A 19,180-nucleotide genomic window follows, 5' to 3' on the forward strand; every position below is an offset into this window, starting at 1 on the left:
CGCTGCCGCCAAGACGCACGATGGGGCACCATCGGGGGGGGGAGTCCCGATGGTGCCCCATGCGCAGTGAGCGCCTAGCGCAGCGACTTCACCTTTGCCTTGGCGACCGTATCCAGGTGCACGCCGCGGGTCTCCGGCAGTCCAAACGTCGCGAGCAGACTGATGATGCTGACTCCGGCGAGCAGCAGCCCGATGGAGTAGCTGCCGAGGCTTGCCCCGATGGACGCGGCAATGAGCGGGGTGATGCCGCCGCCGACAAGTGCACCGAGGTTATAGGCCATGCCCGCTCCGGTGTAGCGGTACTGCGTGGCAAAGAGCTCCGGCAGGAAGGCGCCGACCGGGCCGTAGATGCCGGCCACGATGAGGAGTGTGCCGGACAGGCCCACACCGAACGCGAAGGTGGTGCCGATGTCCAGGATCGGGAAGAGCATGAGCGACCACGGGATGGCCACGATGCATGACGTCACGATAACCGCGCGGCGGCCCACCTTGTCGGAGATGACGGCGCTGGCGATGGTGCCGACGGCAAAGAACAAGGCTCCGATGATTCCCAGCGACAGGATCGTCGGGCGAGTGTGCGCCAAGCCTTCTGGATTGGTGCCGTAGGCGCTGAGGAACGCCGTGCCGATGTAGAAGAAGGCGAAGAGCATCATGGTGGAGGCGCCGCCGAGCAGAATCTGGCGCGGCTGGTTACGCACGGACTCCCACACGGGGAGCTTGCGGGGCGGGGTGAAGGTCTCGCCCGTGCGGTTGGCCTGGCGGTCGTCGAGGGTCTTCTGGAAGACGGGGGTTTCCTCGATCTTCAAGCGGATGTAGAGGCCCACGACAACGAGAAGGGCGCTCGCAATGAACGGGATGCGCCAGCCGTAGGTGAGGAACGCTTCGGACTTGTCGCCGAGTGAGAGGTTGATGATCAGGAAGGTGCCGCTCGCGAGGGCGAAGGCAATCGACGGACCAAGCTGCGGGAAGGCGGCGTAGAGGCCGCGTCGCTTCGGCGGCGCGTATTCGGCCGCCATCAGGGCTGCACCGGCCCATTCCCCGCCGACCGCGAACCCCTGGAGGAATCGGAGCAGCACCAGGATAATGGGTGCGGCGACGCCGATCATGCTCGCATCGGGCAGCAGCCCGATCGAGATGGTGGCGATGCCCATGATGAGCAGCGTGGCCACGAGAGTCTTCTTGCGGCCGAGCTTGTCGCCGAAGTGTCCGAAGAGGATGGCACCGAGAGGACGCGAGACGAAAGCGACGGCGAACGTACCGAATGAGGCCAGGGTACCTGCGGCCGAGCCGAGTGCCGGAAAGAACACCTGCGGAAAGACGAGGGCGGCGGCCGTGCCGTAGATCAGGAAGTCGTAGAACTCAATTATGCTGCCCATCGAGCTGGCCACGGCGACTCTGGCCATCGAGGTCTTGGGCTTGCCGGGCCTCACTGTGCGTGTGGCGGTGCTTTCGAGCATTCGATATCTCCTTTGACATCGTTCGTGAAGGCGCTGTTGCCTCCTCGGGAGGTCATCAGCGTGGCAGCGCGTGGCAGCGGCCACTACCTCCCGATGGAGGTGGTTCGCTAGTGAGTCACGGCAGAAGGCGAAGAGTCCGAGCCACGACGACGGCCTCCGTGCGGCTGTGCACGCTCAGCTTGCCCATGATCGCCTGCATGTAGCTCTTCACGGTGACGGCTTGGAGGGCCAGTCGCTTTCCTACCTCGGCGTAGGAGCAGCCGAGCGCCACCTGGGCCAGCACATCCGTCTCACGACGCGTCAGGCGTGGCGCTCCACTCTGAGCAGTGCCCCCGCCTTCGAGCCGGGCGGTCACGGCGAGAATGCGTTCCGAGAGCTCCGGGTCGTCGGTTGTGCGGGCGAGCGCGAGAAGTTCGGCATGGGCTAGGCGAACGACCTCGAGCAGGTCTCGGTCGGATGATTCGGCTGCCGTGCCGTGCACCACCCGAAGAATTGACACCCGGCTGTCGACTTCGTCGCGAATGATCAGCTCACGGGAGATCAGCGAGGCACTGGCCGAGAGCTCGGTGATCACGCGCTCGCCGAAGGTGGTGCGTTCTCGCGTTGACGCATAGAGGATGCCTCTCGCGCGACCGTCGACGACAAGGGGGAGGGCGACCATAGCGTGCAGTCCTTCGATGCGCACGGCCTCATCGTGCTGATGGGTGATCCGGTCTGATTCAAAATAGTCGTTGACGCCGACCGGACGTGTCTGGAACAGGGCACGCCCTCCCACTCCCTCGCCGGGGTTGACCCTGAGATTCTTCAAACCCTGGGTGGTCGTGCCGTAGAACTCCGTGATGGTCAGCTCGGACCGATCGACGAGGCCGGCGAAGATCACGCCGATGCCCGATTGGGCAGCGATCTGCCTGATCGCTCCCTTCAGAAGTTCGCGATCGCTCGGCCGGTAAACGTCGTTGCCGTCCACAAGCATGCGCCCCTCCCATGTCAGCTGGGTTAGCGGGATGCTATCAGTCCGGGCCTCAGGGCAACATGCGGCGACCTACTGCAGGCCCGACGTCAGCCGGGCAACGCCGTCCAGAACCGTTGAGCGTCGCGGGAGGGAGTTCAGCTCCTCGAGGGTGAGCTCGCGGCTGATGGCGCGATAGCCGTCCTCCACTCGGCGCATGTCTGTCACGAACGATGCGCCCCTCACCATGAGGCAGGCCTCATAGTTCAGGCTGAACGAACGGATGTCCATGTTGCTCGACCCGATCACCGCCACATCGTCGTCGATGGAAAAGTGCTTGGCGTGCAGAATGTAGGGCGACGGATACAGCCAGATGCGCACACCAGCCGTGAGGAGAGCGCCGTAGTACGAGCGCTGGGCGTGGAACACGGCCCCCTGATCGCCCAGCTCGGAGACGAAGAGTTGGACGTCAAGGCCACGCTGGCGCGACGAGGTGATCGCATACATCATTGCCTCGTCGGGCACGAAGTAGGGACTCGTGATGATGATGCGCTTCTGCGCCGAATACAGCAGGGCGAGAAAGAGCCTGAGATTGTTCTCGCCTTCGAAACCGGGGCCGCTCGGAACCACCTGGATGTCCAGGGCATTCGCCGAGGTGTCCCTGGATACCTGGTCGGCCGGTACTCGCTCGGAGAGCAGCAGCTCGTCTGTTTCGCTGTACCAGTCGCCGAGGAACACCACGTTGATGCCGCTCACCACAGGTCCGGTCACTCGCGTCACCAGCTCCTGCCACTGCAACCCGCGCTTGAGGTTCTTGGGCGAGTTGTAACTGCGGTCGATCAGGTTTTGTGAGCCCATGTACCCCACCCGCCCGTCGACGACCACGAGTTTGCGGTGGTTGCGGAGGTCGGGGCGCTGGTACTTGCCTTTGGTGGGTTGCACGGGAAGTAGGAAGCGCCAGGTGACACCGATGCGGTCGAGTTCCGCAAAGGTGGACTCGTGGCCCGCGGTGCGCAGCGAGGAGATGTGATCGAGCAACACTCTCACGGTCACGCCGCGTTTCACGGCGGCCTCCATGGCAGAAAAAACACCTTCGTCGTGGCGTCGAATGAGACGATGTAGAACTCGACGTGCACGAATGTGGTGGCGGTGTCGATGTCGGCGGCCATGGCCTCAATAGACCCCTTGTAGTCACCGAGCAGGTGGGCGGTGTTTCCTCCGACGAGCGGCACGGCCCCGAGACTGGTGTTGAGGGCTACAACGGATGCGAACCAGGCCGGCCACTCGGCGCTGTCTGAGACCAGATCCATGTCGCCCATTCCCTCGGCGATCAGTCGGTTGATCTGCACTTGCTTCGCGCGACGTCTCTTGGGCAACCGGGAGCTGCCGAGCAGCAGGAAAAAGATGATTCCTGCGAAGGGGATCAGGAAGATTGCGAGGAGCCACGCCATGGCTGCGCTCGGCTTTCGGTTTCGGGGGATGATGATGATCGCAGCGATGCGGATCGCCAGGTCGATCAGACCGGCAATCACCACGATGAGCATCGTTATCTGTTGCGAGTTCACTGAAGCCACGCTTCCACTCAGAGGGCCATACTGGCTCGAATGTAGCGCGGGATGGCCCGTGCGTGTGGCGGGCCGGAAGATTGCGTGACCGAGGCATGTGACGATAGCGGCGCCACTCGGGCGCTCACCCGCGATCGTCGCTACTCCGCCCAAATTCTCAACGGTGCTTCTTGTTCTCGTGCTGCCGCTCGTGCTGAGCCGGGTGAAAATAGCGCTGTGGTATTTTGAGTGAACAATATACGGTTCGCGTTTCGCGAGGCGGGGGAACAGGTCATGGCTCGAAAATCTCTCGTTGACGTTGTCGTTGACCTGCTGCTCGAACAGATTCTGCGCGGGGAGATTGCGGCTCACGAAGCATTACCGCCCGAAGCTGAAATTGCCCGGACGTCCGGCGTCAGCCAGCTCACGGTGCGTGAGGCCCTCAAGAGCCTGCAGGCCCAGAACATTATCTCCGTACGCCGCGGCCTGGGGACCTTCGTGAATCCCACCGATGTCTGGACGGGCATCGACGCCATCCTGCTCGCGGCCTCTCGCGACACCAGCCCCGACGAGGCTGCCACGCGGTTGCTTGAGGTGCGCCGCATGGTCGAAACTGGCGCGTCGGAGCTGGCGGCGACGAACTACACTGCGGACGACCTGGAGCGCATGGATGCGGCGATCAGGGAGATGGAATCGGCGCACGGTGCCGACGACGTGGAGGCGCTGGTGACGGCGGATCTCGCCTTTCATGACGCCGTTCTGCGGTCCTCCGGTAACCCCTTCGTCCTGGTGCTGATGAGCCAGCTGGGTCGGCTTCTCTACGACGTGCGTCGGCGCACATCGGCGCACCGCGAAGTGCAGCGGCATGCGATCGAGCATCACCGCATAGTGCGCGAGGCGATCTCCGGCGCCGATCCGGAAGCGGCGCGCAAAGCCATGGAGGCCCACCTCGACCAAACCTTCGAGGACTACGCGCGCTACATTCGGGTCACCGACCGCTAGGTGGTGGCCGTCGGCTACTGGCCGGGCCCGTCCGCTACTGGCCGGATGAGAGAAAGGCGATCGCCGCATCACGGAAGGAGCGGGAGGTGGGAGCGTTGAAATGGTTTCGGCCAGGGATCTCGAAGAATGTGCCCAGAGGGGTCGCCGCAGCGAGCGCCCGGGACGCAGCCAGTATGCGGTCGTCGCTGCCCGTGGCGAAGAGCAGACGCTGCGGCGGAGCATTCTCGCCGTTGGGCTGTGGCCCGCCACGCATCCCTTCGACCAGGGCCACGAGCGCCTCGAGGTCATTGCCGGGCAGTGACCGGGCCATCGTCAGGTAGGCACCCGTCAGACGGTCGCCCACCTCGACACCGTGCTCGATGTGTGCCCGGGCATCCGCTATGTCGAAGCGCTTGAGCGGATCACCGTCGGGGATACCGCCGAGCACCGCGACCGTGATGCGGTCCGGCAGCTGTCGGGCGGCCTGCCAACCGACCCGCGCACCGAGCGAATAGCCCACGAACTCAACTTCATCGAGCAGGTAGGCATCGAGTACCTGCAGCACGTCCGATGCGAGCAGATCCATCGTGTAGGCGTCCGCCGAATGCGGCTTGTCGCTCGCTCCATGTCCACGCTGATCCATCGCAAGCACACGGAAGCCGGCTCGCGTGAGATCCCGCACCCATCCGGTGGCGTGCCAGTTCGCGATCGCGCTTGACGCGAACCCGTGAAGCAGAAATACGACAGGGGCCTCGGGGTCGCCGAATTGGTAGGTGGCGAGTTGGAGGCCGTCTGCTGAATAGACGATCTGGGGTGAAGGCGCGGCGGGAGTATGCATCAGGCTCTATTTCATCATGAGCAGTTCCCCGTTGAGGCCTGCTGCGCGCCCGTGTGCGGCTACGGTTGATGAGGTCTAAGGAAGGAACAACCATTTGAGTGACATTGCGGGCGAACTGGCGCGGGTGCGTGAGGCCTTCGACAAACCCACGCTGCGCCTGCTCGATCGCAAGTGGGCTCCCTTCGTGCTTGCCGTCTTCACCTCGTCGTTCAGCCGAGACCGACGCAGCGTGCAGGCCGATCTGCTGCACACCCAGGTCGACGCCTATCTGGCCGACCTGCGTTCGGTCGGCAGAGACGTGCCGTCCAAGAACGGCCGTGCCCTCTGTGTGCAGTGGATGAACGACCAGTGGCTCTACCGCGAAACGGGTGACGGCGGAGACGAGCAGTACTCGCTCACCTCGCACGCCCTCGAAGCCCTGCTGCTCGTGGCCAGCCTGTCCAGGGATCGCGCGCTCATCAGCGAAAGTCGCCTCACCACCATCGTGGACACCGTTCGTCACCGCGCCACGCAGGCGAACCCCGACCGCGAGGACCGCATCCGTCGCCTCGACCGGGAGATCGCCGAAAAGAAGGGCGAACGCGACAGGCTTGCCGACGGGGGCGAGATCGCGGCGGCGTCGAACGAACAGATGCACGAGGGCTACGCGAACCTTGTCGACCTGATCAACCAGCTGCCGAGCGATTTCAAACGTGTCGAAGAGTCCGTCGCTGGCATGCATCGCCAGATCGTCAGTGATTTCCGCGGTGAGGAGCTCCCCATCGGAGAGGTTCTCGACGAATACCTGACGAAAACCGATGCTCTCATGTCGGCGACCCCCGAGGGGCGCGCCTTCGAGGGAGCCTTCGCCCTGCTGCGCAACGACGCGCTGATACAGGAGCTGAAGAACGATCTCGAGACGATCCTGCTGCATCCGTTCGCCCTCGAGCTGAGCGCACACGATCGGCGCAGCCTGATGGGCACAGTCAGCCTGATTCGCAAGGGCATTGACGACGTGCTCACGCAGCGGAACGGGCTGACCACGACCCTGCGTGAGCACATCGTTAACCACGACGTTGTGCAGGACCGCGAGCTTGAACGTCTGCTGCGCGAGATCAATCGGGAACTCGCCACCTGGATGCAGACGGCGGGCCCGCGTTCCACGGTAACGGCCGAGCTGATGCCGGGAACGCTCGACGTGGATCACCTGCGGGAGCGCTTCTACGACCCTGCCGCGCACGCGGCCCCGCCCGCACTTGAGGACGTCTCCGACGAGGCACCGCTACCGGCAACTCTTGGCGACATGCGCCAGCAGGGCGGCCCCCTGCTGGAGGAACTGCGTCAGGCCCTGGTGATGGCGTTCACATCGGGGGAAGCCGCCTCCGTCGGCGAGGCCTTCAACGGCCTCGAGGCCAACCTGCGTCGGCCCGTAGAGATCCTGGGGATGCTGCAGATGGCCACCCAGATCGATGCGGTCCACCGCGCGGACGCTCTCGAGACGTTCGAAACCGTCAGACCCGACGGCTCGCATCAACGCTTCTCTGTGCCGCGAATTCTCTTGAACGAGGACGAAACCGCGGCTCTGGCCGCCCTGAACTCTGGATCTGACGATGACTGACGCTCCTGCCCCGACGACCGACACCGATTCCGAGAACTTCTCGTTGTTCGAGGGCGACGAGGGTGGACTGACCATCGAGCAGCGCAAGACACTCGTGCTGCTGATGAAGCACCGCTACATCTCTTCCGCGCTTCAACCGGCCGAGTGGCGAACCCTCCTGCGGTCGCAGAGCCTGCTTAAGTCCCGCCTCAACGACGTATTTCTCGACCTGCACATCGACCTGAACTACGAGATCGCGTTCAAGCGACAGGCTGTGGCCGAGGGCGGGGATCGCTTCCCGACCCTGCTTCACGACGTCTCCTATTCGCGAGAAGAGACGATCCTTCTTGTTCTGCTGCGCCAGCGTTTTCGCAGCGAGCGCGCCAACGGCCAGGACATCGTGATCGTGGACCGGGACAACCTCGTCGACAACGTGGCGCACTTCCGCCCGGAGAACGCCACTGACAGATCGGGTGACGCGCGTCGTGCCGTGGCCGCCGTAGACAGCCTCGCCAAGGCCCGGGTGCTGCTCAAGACAAGCGATCCGGACCGCTTTCGAATATCGGCCGTTATCGAGGTGTTGCTGCCCGTCGAGCGTCTGGCGGAGTTGCTGGAGTGGCTCGTGGCCCAGAACGGCGAGCCGGCCGATTCAGGTCCCGCCGAACCGGAGATCGCTTCGCCCGCCGAACTGGAACTGGAGACCCTGTCTTGAGCGATTCCCCTCTCTTCTATATCGACGGGTCCACCGAAGGCACCACGCAGTGGCGTGCCGAGTCCTTTCAGATGGTCAACTGGGGAGGGTTCCACGGCCACCACGAGGTCGTTTTCGCCGCCGGGGCGACTCTCGTTTCCGGCGCGTCGGGAACCGGCAAGAGCAGCCTGCTCGATGCATATCTGGCGCTCATGATGTCGTCGGACACTCCGTTCAACGGCGCGTCCAACGATGCCGGCTCCGGCCGGGCGCGCAGCGTCGACCAGCGCAACCTCATGACCTATCTGAAGGGCAAGACCGACTCCACTCGTGAGGCCGAGACGGGTCGGCTGCACGACCAGGTGCTCCGCGGCGCGGACTCCGCCACCTGGGGCGCCGTGGCCATGACCTTCCGCGACGACAATCAGCGCCGGTTCACCGTGCTGCGGGCCTACTTCGTTCCGCGGGGTGCCCACAAGTTCGCTGACATCAGCATGAAGATGGCGACGACCGACGGATCGCTGGACCTGCGAGACCTCGCGGAGGTCACCGAATCCCGTTTCGACAAGCGCGCCATGAAGACTCGCTTTCCCGAGCTGGATGTCTTCGATACCTACGCGGCGTTCGCCCAGACCCTCTACGCCCGACTCGGCATCGGCGCCAACGGCGAGGGCGGCAAGGCACTCCGGCTCCTCGCCCGCATTCAGGCCGGGCAGCAGGTGAAGACCGTCGACGGATTGTACAAATCCATGGTCCTCGAGCAGCCGTCCACCTACGCCGCGGCCGACAAAGCCGTCGACCACTTCGAGGACCTCGAACGCTCCTACGGGGCGATGGTCACGGAGGCCCAGAAGGCCCAGGTGTTGGAACGCCTGCCCGATCTCTACCGTGACTTCGAAGAGGCGGATGCTCAGGCGGCCCTGATCGACACGTTCGGTGTACACCGAACGGGCGACACCCCATTCGTGCTGTGGAAGCTCCAGTCCGAACGGGAACTTCTCGAACGGGCCGCCGACACGAACCGGGTTGAGCGCCGCGCTGGACACGTCGAACTGACCCGCACGCGGGATAGCGAAGCGGAGCTGAAATCCAGTTTGGCCGAAGTGCAGCACCAGCAGCGCGACAACGGCGGTGACGCACTCGTCGGCCTGCAGAACGCGCTGGACCAGCTCGGGGACTCGCGTGACGGCACTCGGGCGAACCGGGAAAAATTCGAGGAGCGCACGCGTGACCTCGACATCTCGATTCGCACAGAGCCCGAATTCCGCACGGCCCAGGTCGCGGCAGAGGTCTTCCTGACGGGCTTCGCCTCAGCGGAACAGGCCCTGGACGACCAACGCACGGCGCTGCACGCGCGGTCCTATCCGGTCGAGGAGCAGATCCGCACGCTCAAGCACGAGCACGGGTTTCTGAGTGGGCGGGCGAGTCTGGTGCCGCAGCACCTGCACAACGCGCGCGTGATGATCGCCGAAGCGGCCGGCATCCCCGCCGAGGAATTGCCCTTCGTCGCCGAACTGATCGATCTGGCCCCGCATGAGCACGACTGGAGGCACGCCGCCGAAGTCACGCTCGCATCGGTCGTGCGGGTCATGCTCGTCGACGAGACGCGCCTCCGGGCTCTGGGTGAGGCCATCGATCCGCTCAGAATCCCCGTGCGCATCCACTTCGAAGGCGTGCCGCTCAAGCCCTTCGCGCCGGTCGAACGTGATGGGCGCTTCGTCTCGGGCAAGCTCGTGCACAAGGATTCGCCTTTCAGCGGCTGGGTGCAGGACCGCGTACGCTCAGCGACGCTGGACGCGCTGTGCGTGGAGGGACCGGCGGAACTCGCCGGGGACGGCCCGCGGGTGACCCGCAGCGGCCAAACACGAAACGGGGCGCGCGGCGCGCACGGGTGGAACAAGGACCAGAAGTCCATCATCGGTTTCTCCAGCCGCACACGGCTCGACGACATCGACGCCGAAGTGCTCGAGCTGACCGGCACCGCGGATTCTGTCGCGCGAGAGGCGGCGGCGCTGGGCACGCAGATCAGCGCGCTTCGCGGCGGCAAGGTCGCCCACCAGTTCATCGTCGATGCGCTCTGGGCCACCATCGACGTGGACGGAGCAGAAGCCCGAATCGCAGGGAAGACAGCAGAATTGGAGCGGATGCTCGCCAGCAGCGACGTTCTACGCGGTCTGAAGGACCAGGAAGAGCGACTCCTCAGGGAGTTGGAGATCGCACAGAAACTCAAGCACTCGACCGAACGAAACGCGGAGGCCCTCGCCGCCGAACAGGCCCGCATAGTGGATGCCCAGGACGCCGTCAGCGACGGCCTCGACAGGATCGAGAGGGCAGAGGCGGTGACGCTGTCGCCGGAGAGCGCCAAGCACCTGGATGAACAGTTTGCCGCCGTCAGCGACCGGGGCGACCTCGCCGCCTTCGAAGGCGGGGTGCGGCGCCTCCAGGAGCGCCTCACCGAACAGTCCACCCGTGACCGCGATCGCGCGACAAGCGCGCGTGACTCCCTCCTCCGTATCTTCGAGACCTTTCAGAGCAGGTGGCCCGACCCGAATATCGGTGTGTCGATGGAGTCCTTCACGGGCTACCGCGACATCCTCGACGCGGTCTACACTCTCGGGCTGCACGAGCGGCGTCAGGAGTGGAAGCGTCGTCTGGCGGCCTGGAGTGGCCAGGACCTCGTGCCGCTCGCCGGTGCCTTCACAAGTTCGATCGAGGAGATCGAAGACAGGTTGCGGCCGATCAACGAAATCCTCACAACGCTGCCCTTTGGCGCCGGGCGCGATCGCCTGAAGATCTCGCTCCGTCGGCTGCATCGCGACGACGCGAGCGCCTTTCGCACCGAACTCAGAATGCTGTCCTCCGGCGCGACGGAAGATTTCACCGACGAGCAGACCGAGGACCGCTTCATCCGTCTGCGGGCGTTCATGAATCTGATCCGCAGGCCGGAAACTGAGTCTCGAACAGAGTCCTCGCGTGATCTGCTCCTGGACGTGCGAAAGCACGTGGAAATCACCGCGGTGCGCACCACACCCGACGGCGAAGACGTGAGCACATACTCATCCCTCGGAGGCAAGAGCGGTGGGGAATCGCAGGAACTTGTGGCCTTCGTCGTGGGCGCAGCGCTCCGTTTCCAGCTCGGCGACGAGAGCCGCACACGCCCTCGCTTCGCGCCGGTCTTCCTGGACGAGGGCTTCGTGAAGTCAGACTCCGAATTCGCCGGCCGGGCCGTCGCTGCGTGGAAGGGACTGGGCTTCCAGCTCATCATCGGCTCCCCGCTCGATAAGGTGACAGCGCTCGAACCCCACATGGAGCTCGTGCTGTCGGTGACGAAGAACAACACCACGGGCTATTCCTACATCACGCCGCTCGTGGCGTCACAATGATCGTGATGCACGCCGGGGGTGCCAGACTGGAAGCATGACCGGCTCACCAGCATCCGTTACCCTTCCCGTGCTCGACCTCTCCAGGCTGGACGGGGATGCCGCTGACGCAGCGGCGTTCCGCGTGGAGCTGCGGGAGGCGACCCACAACTACGGCTTCTTCTACCTGACCGGGCATGGCGTTCCGGCTGAGCTGATCGAACGTGTCATGCGCACGGCGAGGAATTTCTTTGCCCTGCCTGAAGACGCCAAGATGGCCATCGAAAACCTGCAGAGCCCCCATTTTCGTGGGTACACCCGGGTGGGCGGTGAGCTCACGAAGGGCGTCATCGACTGGCGGGAGCAGATCGACATCGGACCGGAACGCCCAGCCGTGGCGGAGTCCGTCGAGACACCCGACTACATGAGGCTCGAGGGCCCCAACCAGTGGCCGGCGACGCTCCCGGAATTGCGCGACGTGATGACTCAATGGCGGGAAGAACTGGGCGCCGTGGCGTTGCGGCTCATGCAGGCCTGGGCGATCTCCCTCGGCGCCGACGAGCACGTGTTCGACGCGGCGTTCGCCGACAAGCCATTCACGCTGATCAAGATCGTGCGCTACCCGGGCAAATCAGACCCCACGCCCCGGCAGGGCGTTGGCGCACACAAGGACTCCGGCGTTCTGACCCTGCTGTTCGTGGAACCGGGCAAAGAGGGACTGCAGGTCGAGAAGGACGGCGACTGGATCGACGCGCCTCCGCTCGACGGCGCTTTCGTCGTGAATATTGGCGAACTGCTCGAGGTGGCAACGGATGGCTATCTCAAGGCCACTGTGCACCGCGTGATTTCCCCACTGATCGGTCAGGATCGCATCTCCATCCCGTTCTTCTTCGGGCCTGCCCTCGACGCCACCATTCCGTTGCTCGAACTGCCGGATTCCCTGCACGCGCCGGGAATCACCGTCGACCCTGAGAACCCGATCTTCACGACCTACGGCGAGAACGCGTTGAAGAGCAGACTGCGCGCGCATCCGGATGTCGCGGCCATCCACCACGCAGACCTGGTCTGATCGACCACCCGTCACATCGTCTGTGAAAAGAAGAAGTGCCACCCGAACCACCACCAGGCCGCGATCAGGCCGATGCGGATGGTGCGTGAGGCCATAGCGTCGGCGAGCATGTCAGACAGCGGCGCGACGACGTCGGGCTTGCGCCGCGCGTAGAGCTCCAGCAGCACCATGGAGCCCACGATGGCGAGGTAGCCTCCAATTGTGATGATCCGAGTCATGGTCGGCTCCAGAGGCGCAAGAGCCCGAGCCCGGCGAGCATCCAGCACCCCACGAAGAACGTCTGCCCCACCCAGGACTGCAGGAATGGGTCGAGCAGCACCGACACCGTGGGAAATGCCTGAAGAGCGATCGTCGCGGCCAGGGGGGAGGTTGCGCTGATGACCAAAGCGAGAGCCTCCCATACGCACAGAGAAATTGCCAGCAGTGCCCAGATCGTGGAGGACCGGCGCACGGCAGTGTCCGGTCGTACGTCGCGGACGCGCTGCGGATCCCAAGCCAGCAAGGTCACTCCCGCGCCGGCGATGATGACTCCGGCGAGGGCGAGCCATCCGTTGCGTGGTGTGACGACGAGGGTGACGCCGACGAGCGCGGCACAGGCCAGGATCACACCGCGCGGCACCGTGTGACGCCGGATGAAGGGTTCCACGAGGCTGCCTTTCACGAGGTCGACCACAACGAGGATCACCGCCACAGTGAACAGCACGCCGTCGATGCGGGCGCCACGCCACCATTGGAAGCCGGCCATGATCGCCAAGGCCAGCAACCAGAGCAGCGTGCTTCTTTTCCAGATGATTCTTCTCACGCGCACACAATAGACGGACTCGCTCATGCGCGCGATGGGTTGAATTCGCACATCATGGGCGGGATGGGTGCATACTCGGCGCCATGAAGAGTTGGACCGCGGTCGCCATCCTCGGCAGTGCCCAGTTCGTCATGGTGCTCGACAGCACGGTGATGAACGTTTCGATCTCGACGGTCGTCGCCGACCTCGACACCACCGTCGGAGCCATGCAGACGGCCATCACCTTTTACACCCTGACAATGGCGGCCATGATGCTGCTCGGCGCAAAACTCGGGGACGTGTGGGGGCGCAGGCGCGCCTTCGTCATTGGCGGGATCGTCTACGCATGCGGCTCCCTCACCACGGCGTTGAGTCCCAACATCGTCGTGCTCTTCATCGGCTGGTCCGTGATCGAGGGTCTCGGTGCCGTCTTGGTCATTCCCGCCATCGCGGCCCTGATCGCGAATAACTACACGGGTCGCGACCGTGCCACCGCCTACGCGGCCATCGGCGCGGTGTCCGGTGCCGCGGTGGCAGCCGGCCCGTTGATCGGTGGCTATGTCACCACGTACCTGAATTGGCGCTACGTGTTTGCCGGTGAGGTGGTCATCATGCTCGTCGTGCTCCTGCTGGCCGGCCGCATTAGCGACACGAGCAAGCCGCAGAGCATCAAGATCGACGTTGCGAGCGTGCTGCTCTCGGCCGCTGGCCTGGTGCTCATCGTCTACGGCATGCTGCAAAGCAAGACGTGGGGCTGGGTTTTGCCCAAGAGCGCGCCTGAAATCAACGGGGTTCCGATCGAACCTCTCGGCTTGTCGCTCGTGCCCTTCCTCATCATCGGGGGGGCCGCACTGATCTGGGCGTTCTTCGACCGGCAACGCCGGCTGGTCGCGAGTCATCGTCCACCCTTGCTTAACGTCGAGATGTTCTCCATCGTCCGGCTGCGCGCGGGACTCACCGTGTTGGCCTCGCAATACGCGATCACCGCGGGGCTCTTCTTCATCATCCCGGTGTACCTGCAGATGACGCTCGGGCTCAACGCCCTCGACACCGGGCTGAAAATCTTTCCCCTTTCAGTCGCCCTGATCCTCTTCTCAATCGTGGGAACGCGCCTGTCGACACGATTCTCACCCCGCCGAATCGTGCGTATCGGACAGGTGATCCTCGTGGTCGGCTCCCTCGCGCTTCTGGGTTCAGTGTCCCTCGAGCTGAAGAGCGCGCTCTTCGGCGCCGGGATGTTCCTCGCGGGTGCGGGGCTGGGGCTCCTCGCATCCCAACTCGGCAACGTGAACATGTCGAGCGTGGGGGAAGACGAAACCAGCGAGGTCGGTGGTTTGCAGGGCGTTTTTCAGAACCTGGGTTCTTCCCTGGGCACGGCCCTGATCGGCTCGGTACTCATTGGTGCCCTAGCCTCATCGTTTGTGGGCGCGGTCGATGCGAGCGACCTTCCCTCGAGCGCGAAATCACAGGTCAACACCGCGAGCCAATCCGGCATCGCCATCGTTCCGGTGACAAGCGTGGCCGGTATCGGCGAATCGGCGGGGCTGACAGCCGATCAATCCCAGGAGCTCACCACGCTCTACGCCGATTCTCAGGTCTCATCGCTGCGCGCCTCCTTCTTCGCCCTGGCCCTGTTCTCGATCGTCGCCTTGCTGTTCTCCCGAAACCTCCCCGTGGAGGCCATGGGGAAGAAGCAGAAGGCTCAGAGACGAAACCAGGACGACTCCTGAGCCCGGTACCGGCAGAAACCTCAGGAATGCTGATTTACTAAGGCGTGCTCACCTTCCAGACTCGCTGTTACCGAGACGGTATTCTGATCGATGAAGGCTTCGCCGTGGCCAATGTCTCCGAGCATCTCGAAGCGGCCGGTGCGGTGGTCTGGGTGGACCTATGCCAGCCCGACCTGGCGGACTTGGCCCGTCTCGCGGAGGAGCTGGGGCTGCATGAGCTCGCCGTCGAAGACGCCATCACCCTGCGCCAGCGGCCGAAACTGGACCGGTACGCCGACCATTTGTTTCTCTCGGCGTACGCAGTCGGCTTCGACCCGGAGACTGCCCTCGTGACCACAAGCGAGATTGCGGCGTTCGTCACGGATCGGGCTTTCGTCACGGTGCATCAGGACGAGGATTTCGACCTGGCGTCGGTCATAGCCCGCTGGGACTCCTCTCCGGACCTCGCCGGGAACGGGGTGGCTTTCCTGCTGCACGGCCTTCTCGACGTGCTCGTCGACGGCTATTTCGAGGCTGTCGAAGCCCTCGACCAGGAAATTGAAGAGCTGGAAAACCTGCTGTTCCTGCCGAAGTCCGACCAGGCGCAGGTTCAACGGCGTTCGTTCGCGCTGCGTAAAAGCCTCGTGGTGCTGCGCCGGGTGATCCTCCCGATGCGCGAGGTCGTCAACACCCTGCTGCGTCGAGACCTGCACCTGAAGATGGATGAGATGGGGCCGTACTTTCAGGACGTCTACGACCACGTCCTGAGGGTGATGGAATGGACCGACAGCCTGCGGGATCTCGCCACCAGCATCCTCGAAGCCAACCTGGCGATCCAGGGGAACCGACTCAATGTGATCACCAAGAAGGTCACCGGGTACGCGGCGATCATTGCGGTCCCCACTGCCATCACCGGATTCTATGGCCAGAATGTGCCGTATCCGGGTTTCGGGCACCTCGATGGCTTCTATGCCTCGTCCGCCGTGATAGTCGGTCTGTCGGCCCTGCTTTTCGTGCTGTTCAAGCGCAATGACTGGATCTGACAGCATGCCCCATGCTCACCGCGACTAAACTGGAGCTTTCGCTTCAGGGGAGTTTGAGTGGTCGATCAGGAGCTTGTGCGTGAACAGGACTATGTCGCGATTCTCTATGCACGACTCGATGCTCTGCAGAGTGAGGCCGAACAGCAGCTGACGGCGGTTCGGCGGCTCGACGTCGGGGGCAACCATCAGGCACGCTCCGAGCGCGACAACTTCGCCCGGCTGTATGAGGACCGCATCGCGCAGCTCCGGGAGGTCGACGACCGGCTCGCTTTCGGACGTTTGGAGACCGCTCCTGACGCGTCGACCGGCGATGCCGTATACCGATACATCGGCCGAGTGGGTTTGCGCGACGCAGATCTCCAGCCCATCCTGCTCGACTGGCGGGTACCGCAGGCGAGCCCCTTCTATCAGGCCACCGCCGCGACTCCCCTCGGGGCTCGGTCTCGTCGTCACCTCCTGTCCCACGGACGCACCATCGTGCGCATTGAGGACGAGATCCTCGATGCGTCGCTTCTCGAGAACGCAGATGCCACCCTGCACCAGGGGGAGGGCGCGCTGTTGACGGCTCTGACGGCACAGCGCACCGGGCACATGAACGACATCGTGTCGACGATTCAGGCCGAACAAGACCGCATCATCCGCTCTGATCTGCCGGGGGTGCTCGTTGTGCAGGGAGGTCCCGGCACGGGCAAGACCGCTGTCGCCCTGCACCGCGCGGCGTACCTGTTGTACACCCACCGCGACCGGTTACGCGATTCAGGTGTGCTGATCGTTGGGCCGTCGAGATCGTTTTTGCAGTACATCGAAAACGTCCTACCCTCCCTCGGCGAAACCGGGGTCGTGTTGGCATCCGTCGGCCAACTCTTCCCCGGTGTCGAAGCGACGACTGAGGATGCCCCCGCCGTGGCCGCGATCAAGGGCAGGGCGTCGATGGCCGACCTGATCGCCCGCGCCGTGCGCTCGCGCCAAAAGGCCCCCGACCGCCCCCTGCGACTCAGCGTCAACGGCGACAGCCTGACACTTAATCCCCAGCTGGTCGCCAACGCCATCGCGCGGGCGCAGGGCAGCGGTAAGCCTCACAACGAAGCTCGGGTCGCCTTCGCGAAGCACTCCCTCGGGGCGCTGGCGCGCGAGTGGCTCACGCAGCTGAAGGCGCAGGGACGGTCGATGGACGATACCGACCTGCCGATGCTGCGCGAAGACCTGCGCCTGGCCGACGACGTGCGTGTGGCGCTCAACACGGCCTGGCTTCCCCTGACACCAGAGAAGCTGCTGCAGGATCTGTACGCCCGCCCGCAGTGGCTCGCCGAAATCACTCCGGGCTGGACCCCCGAACAGCGCGCTCTCCTGCACCGGTCGCGCAACGCTCAGTTCACCGTCGCCGATGTCCCGCTCCTCGACGAAGCGGCCGAACTTCTGGGCGAGTACAACGTCATCGACGAAGCGAAGAGACGTGCGGCGAAGGAACAGCGCAAGCGGGACGTGGAGAACGCCGAAGCCGCCATCTTGAATATGGAGGTCAAGGGTCTCGTCAACGCCAAGGCCCTCGCCGACAGCTTCGCGGAACTCGGCGACCGGGCCACGACGGCGGAGCGGGCCAGTCGCGACCGCACCTGGACCTACGGGCATGTGGTCGTCGACGAGGCGCAGGAGCTCTCGCCGATGCAGTGGCGCCTGCTACTCAGGCGCGGCCCACGTCGGTCGTTCACCGTTGTCGGTGACATAGCCCAGGCGGCCTCCGCCGCGGCGGCCCGCAGTTGGAAGGACGCTCTCAAACCGGTTCTCGGCTCTTCGCTCGAAGTGAATCGGTGGCGCTTGGAAGAGCTCACCGTGAACTATCGCACGCCAAGCCAGATCGCTGCCGTCGCCGAACGGGTTGCACTCGCGCACAATCTGCCCATCACCGCGTCTCGAACCGTTCGGGCGAGCGAGTGGCCGGTGGAGACCGTGACGGATGTCGGCGAAGCCGTGCGGCGGGACCGGGCGCTCGAGCGTGAAGGCACCCTGGCCGTCATCGTCGTCGATGCTCAGATCACCGCCGTGCTACAGAGGCTGACGGCGGAGTTCGGCGACGTGGTCGGACGGGGTGAGTGGGGACTTACTCGGGAGATCACAGTCCTCACCCCGCAGGACGCCAAGGGACTCGAGTTTGATGCCGTTGTGGTCGTCGATCCGACAGCTATCCTGGCCAGCTCCGAGCGCGGGGCGGGCGCGCTCTATGTCGCCATGACGCGAGCCACCCAGCGCCTGTACCTCGTGTCAGACGGACCGTTGCCGCCAGGCTTGGCCTAGTCCGTATCCGAGTCGGCCGGCGGGGAGGCCGCCTTGACGACCGGTGCAGTCTCCGTGCGCACGTCGTCAAGGCGACCCTGGGCAGCAAATACCCCGCCTCGATCGCCGCCGGGTCCCCGAAGTACCCAAGCGATGCCGACGGCAACAAGTGCGCCCGCCACCGGCCCGACAACGTAGGCCCAGTAGCTGCTGAAGTCCAGCAGGACGAGATCGGGGCCGAAGGATCTGGCCGGATTCATGGACGCTCCGCTGATCGGGCTGGACCACAGACCCGCAAGAACGATGTAGCTGCCGACACCGAGGGCGCCGAAAACTCCCACGTTCTGGGCACCGGAGGCGGTGCCCAGAACAGTGCTGACGAGCCCGACGGTTAGCACGAGTTCCATCAGCATGGCCTGCCAGTCGGAGATGCCGGCGCCCGGAGTGGTCGCACCGAGGTCGCCGATCTTGCCGAGCAGGGCCCACAGAACCAGGCACGCGAGGGTCGAGCCAGCCAGCTGAGCGATGATATATCCAGGCACGCGGCGCCACGGAAAATCACCCCGGGCCGCGAAGGCAAGGGTGACAGCGGGATTGAGATGAGCGCCGGAGACCGCCCCCATGAACAGAATGATCGCTACGACCATCAGTCCCGGGGCAGTGACCGCCGCCGCGCGCTCAATCGCACCGTCGGACTGGGCGTTCACGACGGCACCGCCCGCACCCACAAGAACGAGGAAGAAGGTGCCGAGCCACTCCGAGAAGAGTCGCCGCCACTCATACCGAGGGTCGTCGAAGTCGAACGATCGGCCGAACTCCAATGCCAAATGTGTGGATGCGCGTCGGCCGGCCTGATCGACGTTGCCGCCAGCCCCTGGCTCGTCCCTCTGATGATGTGCCATGTCCTTCTCC

At 64.5% G+C, this 19,180-nt stretch carries 14 protein-coding genes and 1 pseudogene; 8 read left to right on the top strand and 7 right to left on the bottom strand.

Annotated elements, in window-relative coordinates:
• Nucleotides 1-74: 74 nt before the first annotated feature.
• From BJ997_RS06230 to cls, 3 genes and pseudogenes are all read right to left on the bottom strand, one after another.
• Entirely contained in the window at nucleotides 75-1,457 is a 1,383-nt protein-coding gene (locus BJ997_RS06230) for an MFS transporter (RefSeq protein ID WP_052542118.1), read from the bottom strand.
• 115 nt (nucleotides 1,458-1,572) lie between these two features.
• Nucleotides 1,573-2,430 carry a LuxR C-terminal-related transcriptional regulator gene (locus tag BJ997_RS06235; protein WP_035836116.1) on the bottom strand — a complete coding sequence of 286 codons (858 nt, stop codon included), beginning with the start codon at nucleotides 2,428-2,430 and terminating at the stop codon, nucleotides 1,573-1,575.
• Between the two features lie 69 nt (nucleotides 2,431-2,499).
• A pseudogene (gene cls, locus BJ997_RS06240) lies at nucleotides 2,500-3,950 on the bottom strand (cardiolipin synthase).
• A gap of 294 nt (nucleotides 3,951-4,244) precedes the next feature.
• Between cls and BJ997_RS06245 the strand changes: the two are divergent.
• Nucleotides 4,245-4,952 carry a FadR/GntR family transcriptional regulator gene (locus BJ997_RS06245; RefSeq protein ID WP_035836128.1) on the top strand — a complete coding sequence of 236 codons (708 nt, stop codon included), beginning with the start codon at nucleotides 4,245-4,247 and terminating at the stop codon, nucleotides 4,950-4,952.
• 34 nt (nucleotides 4,953-4,986) lie between these two features.
• Here BJ997_RS06245 and BJ997_RS06250 read toward each other — a convergent pair whose 3' ends face one another.
• On the bottom strand, nucleotides 4,987-5,769 hold the full coding sequence (locus tag BJ997_RS06250; RefSeq protein WP_035836115.1) for an alpha/beta fold hydrolase: 783 nt from the start codon (nucleotides 5,767-5,769) through the stop codon (nucleotides 4,987-4,989).
• A 94-nt stretch (nucleotides 5,770-5,863) separates the two neighbouring features.
• Between BJ997_RS06250 and BJ997_RS06255 the strand changes: the two genes are divergently transcribed.
• The 4 genes from BJ997_RS06255 to BJ997_RS06270 are packed head-to-tail and all read left to right on the top strand — an operon-like array spanning nucleotide 5,864 to nucleotide 12,464.
• Nucleotides 5,864-7,366: a DUF3375 domain-containing protein gene (locus tag BJ997_RS06255; RefSeq protein ID WP_052542117.1), complete on the top strand. Its 1,503-nt coding sequence runs from the start codon at nucleotides 5,864-5,866 to the stop codon at nucleotides 7,364-7,366.
• Nucleotides 7,359-8,057, top strand: a complete 699-nt coding sequence (locus BJ997_RS06260) for a DUF4194 domain-containing protein (RefSeq protein WP_052542116.1) — start codon at nucleotides 7,359-7,361, stop codon at nucleotides 8,055-8,057. The genes BJ997_RS06255 and BJ997_RS06260 overlap by 8 nt, the downstream gene beginning before the upstream one ends.
• Complete coding sequence (locus tag BJ997_RS06265) at nucleotides 8,054-11,419, top strand: ATP-binding protein (RefSeq protein WP_035836114.1); 3,366 nt, start codon at nucleotides 8,054-8,056, stop codon at nucleotides 11,417-11,419. The genes BJ997_RS06260 and BJ997_RS06265 overlap by 4 nt, the downstream gene beginning before the upstream one ends.
• Nucleotides 11,420-11,453: 34 nt before the next feature.
• Nucleotides 11,454-12,464, top strand: a complete 1,011-nt coding sequence (locus BJ997_RS06270) for an isopenicillin N synthase family dioxygenase (protein WP_035836113.1) — start codon at nucleotides 11,454-11,456, stop codon at nucleotides 12,462-12,464.
• A gap of 11 nt (nucleotides 12,465-12,475) precedes the next feature.
• Here the strand turns inward: BJ997_RS06270 and BJ997_RS06275 are convergent, their stop codons facing one another.
• Nucleotides 12,476-12,682 (bottom strand): DUF6186 family protein, encoded by a 207-nt coding sequence (locus BJ997_RS06275; protein ID WP_183323301.1) that lies wholly within the window; start codon nucleotides 12,680-12,682, stop codon nucleotides 12,476-12,478.
• The gene (locus BJ997_RS06280) at nucleotides 12,679-13,266 is read right to left on the bottom strand and encodes a hypothetical protein (RefSeq protein ID WP_152602130.1); all 588 of its coding nucleotides are present in this window, start codon (nucleotides 13,264-13,266) and stop codon (nucleotides 12,679-12,681) included. Before BJ997_RS06280 ends, BJ997_RS06275 begins: the two co-directional genes overlap by 4 nt.
• A gap of 83 nt (nucleotides 13,267-13,349) precedes the next feature.
• On the opposite strand from BJ997_RS06280, the gene BJ997_RS06285 reads away from it, so the two are divergent.
• The 3 genes from BJ997_RS06285 (at nucleotide 13,350) to BJ997_RS06295 (ending at nucleotide 18,289) form a co-directional block, all read left to right on the top strand.
• Nucleotides 13,350-14,975, top strand: a complete 1,626-nt coding sequence (locus tag BJ997_RS06285) for an MFS transporter (RefSeq protein WP_052542115.1) — start codon at nucleotides 13,350-13,352, stop codon at nucleotides 14,973-14,975.
• Between the two features lie 104 nt (nucleotides 14,976-15,079).
• Nucleotides 15,080-15,997: a magnesium transporter CorA family protein gene (locus BJ997_RS06290; RefSeq protein ID WP_236628889.1), complete on the top strand. Its 918-nt coding sequence runs from the start codon at nucleotides 15,080-15,082 to the stop codon at nucleotides 15,995-15,997.
• Nucleotides 15,998-16,054: 57 nt separating this feature from the next.
• Complete coding sequence (locus BJ997_RS06295; protein WP_035836110.1) at nucleotides 16,055-18,289, top strand: HelD family protein; 2,235 nt, start codon at nucleotides 16,055-16,057, stop codon at nucleotides 18,287-18,289.
• Here the strand turns inward: BJ997_RS06295 and BJ997_RS06300 are convergent.
• On the bottom strand, nucleotides 18,286-19,170 hold the full coding sequence (locus tag BJ997_RS06300; protein ID WP_084141136.1) for an MIP/aquaporin family protein: 885 nt from the start codon (nucleotides 19,168-19,170) through the stop codon (nucleotides 18,286-18,288). The genes BJ997_RS06295 and BJ997_RS06300 overlap by 4 nt on opposite strands.
• Between the last annotated feature and the right edge of the window lie 10 nt (nucleotides 19,171-19,180).

The sequence above is a fragment of the Cryobacterium roopkundense genome, assembly GCF_014200405.1.
Taxonomy (GTDB): Bacteria; Actinomycetota; Actinomycetes; order Actinomycetales; family Microbacteriaceae; genus Cryobacterium; species Cryobacterium roopkundense.

Coding starts and splice junctions, on each gene's coding strand:
- BJ997_RS06230 (WP_052542118.1), bottom strand. CDS start 1,457: ATGCTCGAAAGCACCGCCACACGCACAGTGAGGCCCGGCAAGCCCAAG.
- BJ997_RS06270 (WP_035836113.1), top strand. CDS start 11,454: ATGACCGGCTCACCAGCATCCGTTACCCTTCCCGTGCTCGACCTCTCC.
- BJ997_RS06245 (WP_035836128.1), top strand. CDS start 4,245: ATGGCTCGAAAATCTCTCGTTGACGTTGTCGTTGACCTGCTGCTCGAA.
- BJ997_RS06235 (WP_035836116.1), bottom strand. CDS start 2,430: ATGCTTGTGGACGGCAACGACGTTTACCGGCCGAGCGATCGCGAACTT.
- BJ997_RS06275 (WP_183323301.1), bottom strand. CDS start 12,682: ATGACTCGGATCATCACAATTGGAGGCTACCTCGCCATCGTGGGCTCC.
- BJ997_RS06285 (WP_052542115.1), top strand. CDS start 13,350: ATGAAGAGTTGGACCGCGGTCGCCATCCTCGGCAGTGCCCAGTTCGTC.
- BJ997_RS06300 (WP_084141136.1), bottom strand. CDS start 19,170: ATGGCACATCATCAGAGGGACGAGCCAGGGGCTGGCGGCAACGTCGAT.
- BJ997_RS06260 (WP_052542116.1), top strand. CDS start 7,359: ATGACTGACGCTCCTGCCCCGACGACCGACACCGATTCCGAGAACTTC.
- BJ997_RS06250 (WP_035836115.1), bottom strand. CDS start 5,769: ATGCATACTCCCGCCGCGCCTTCACCCCAGATCGTCTATTCAGCAGAC.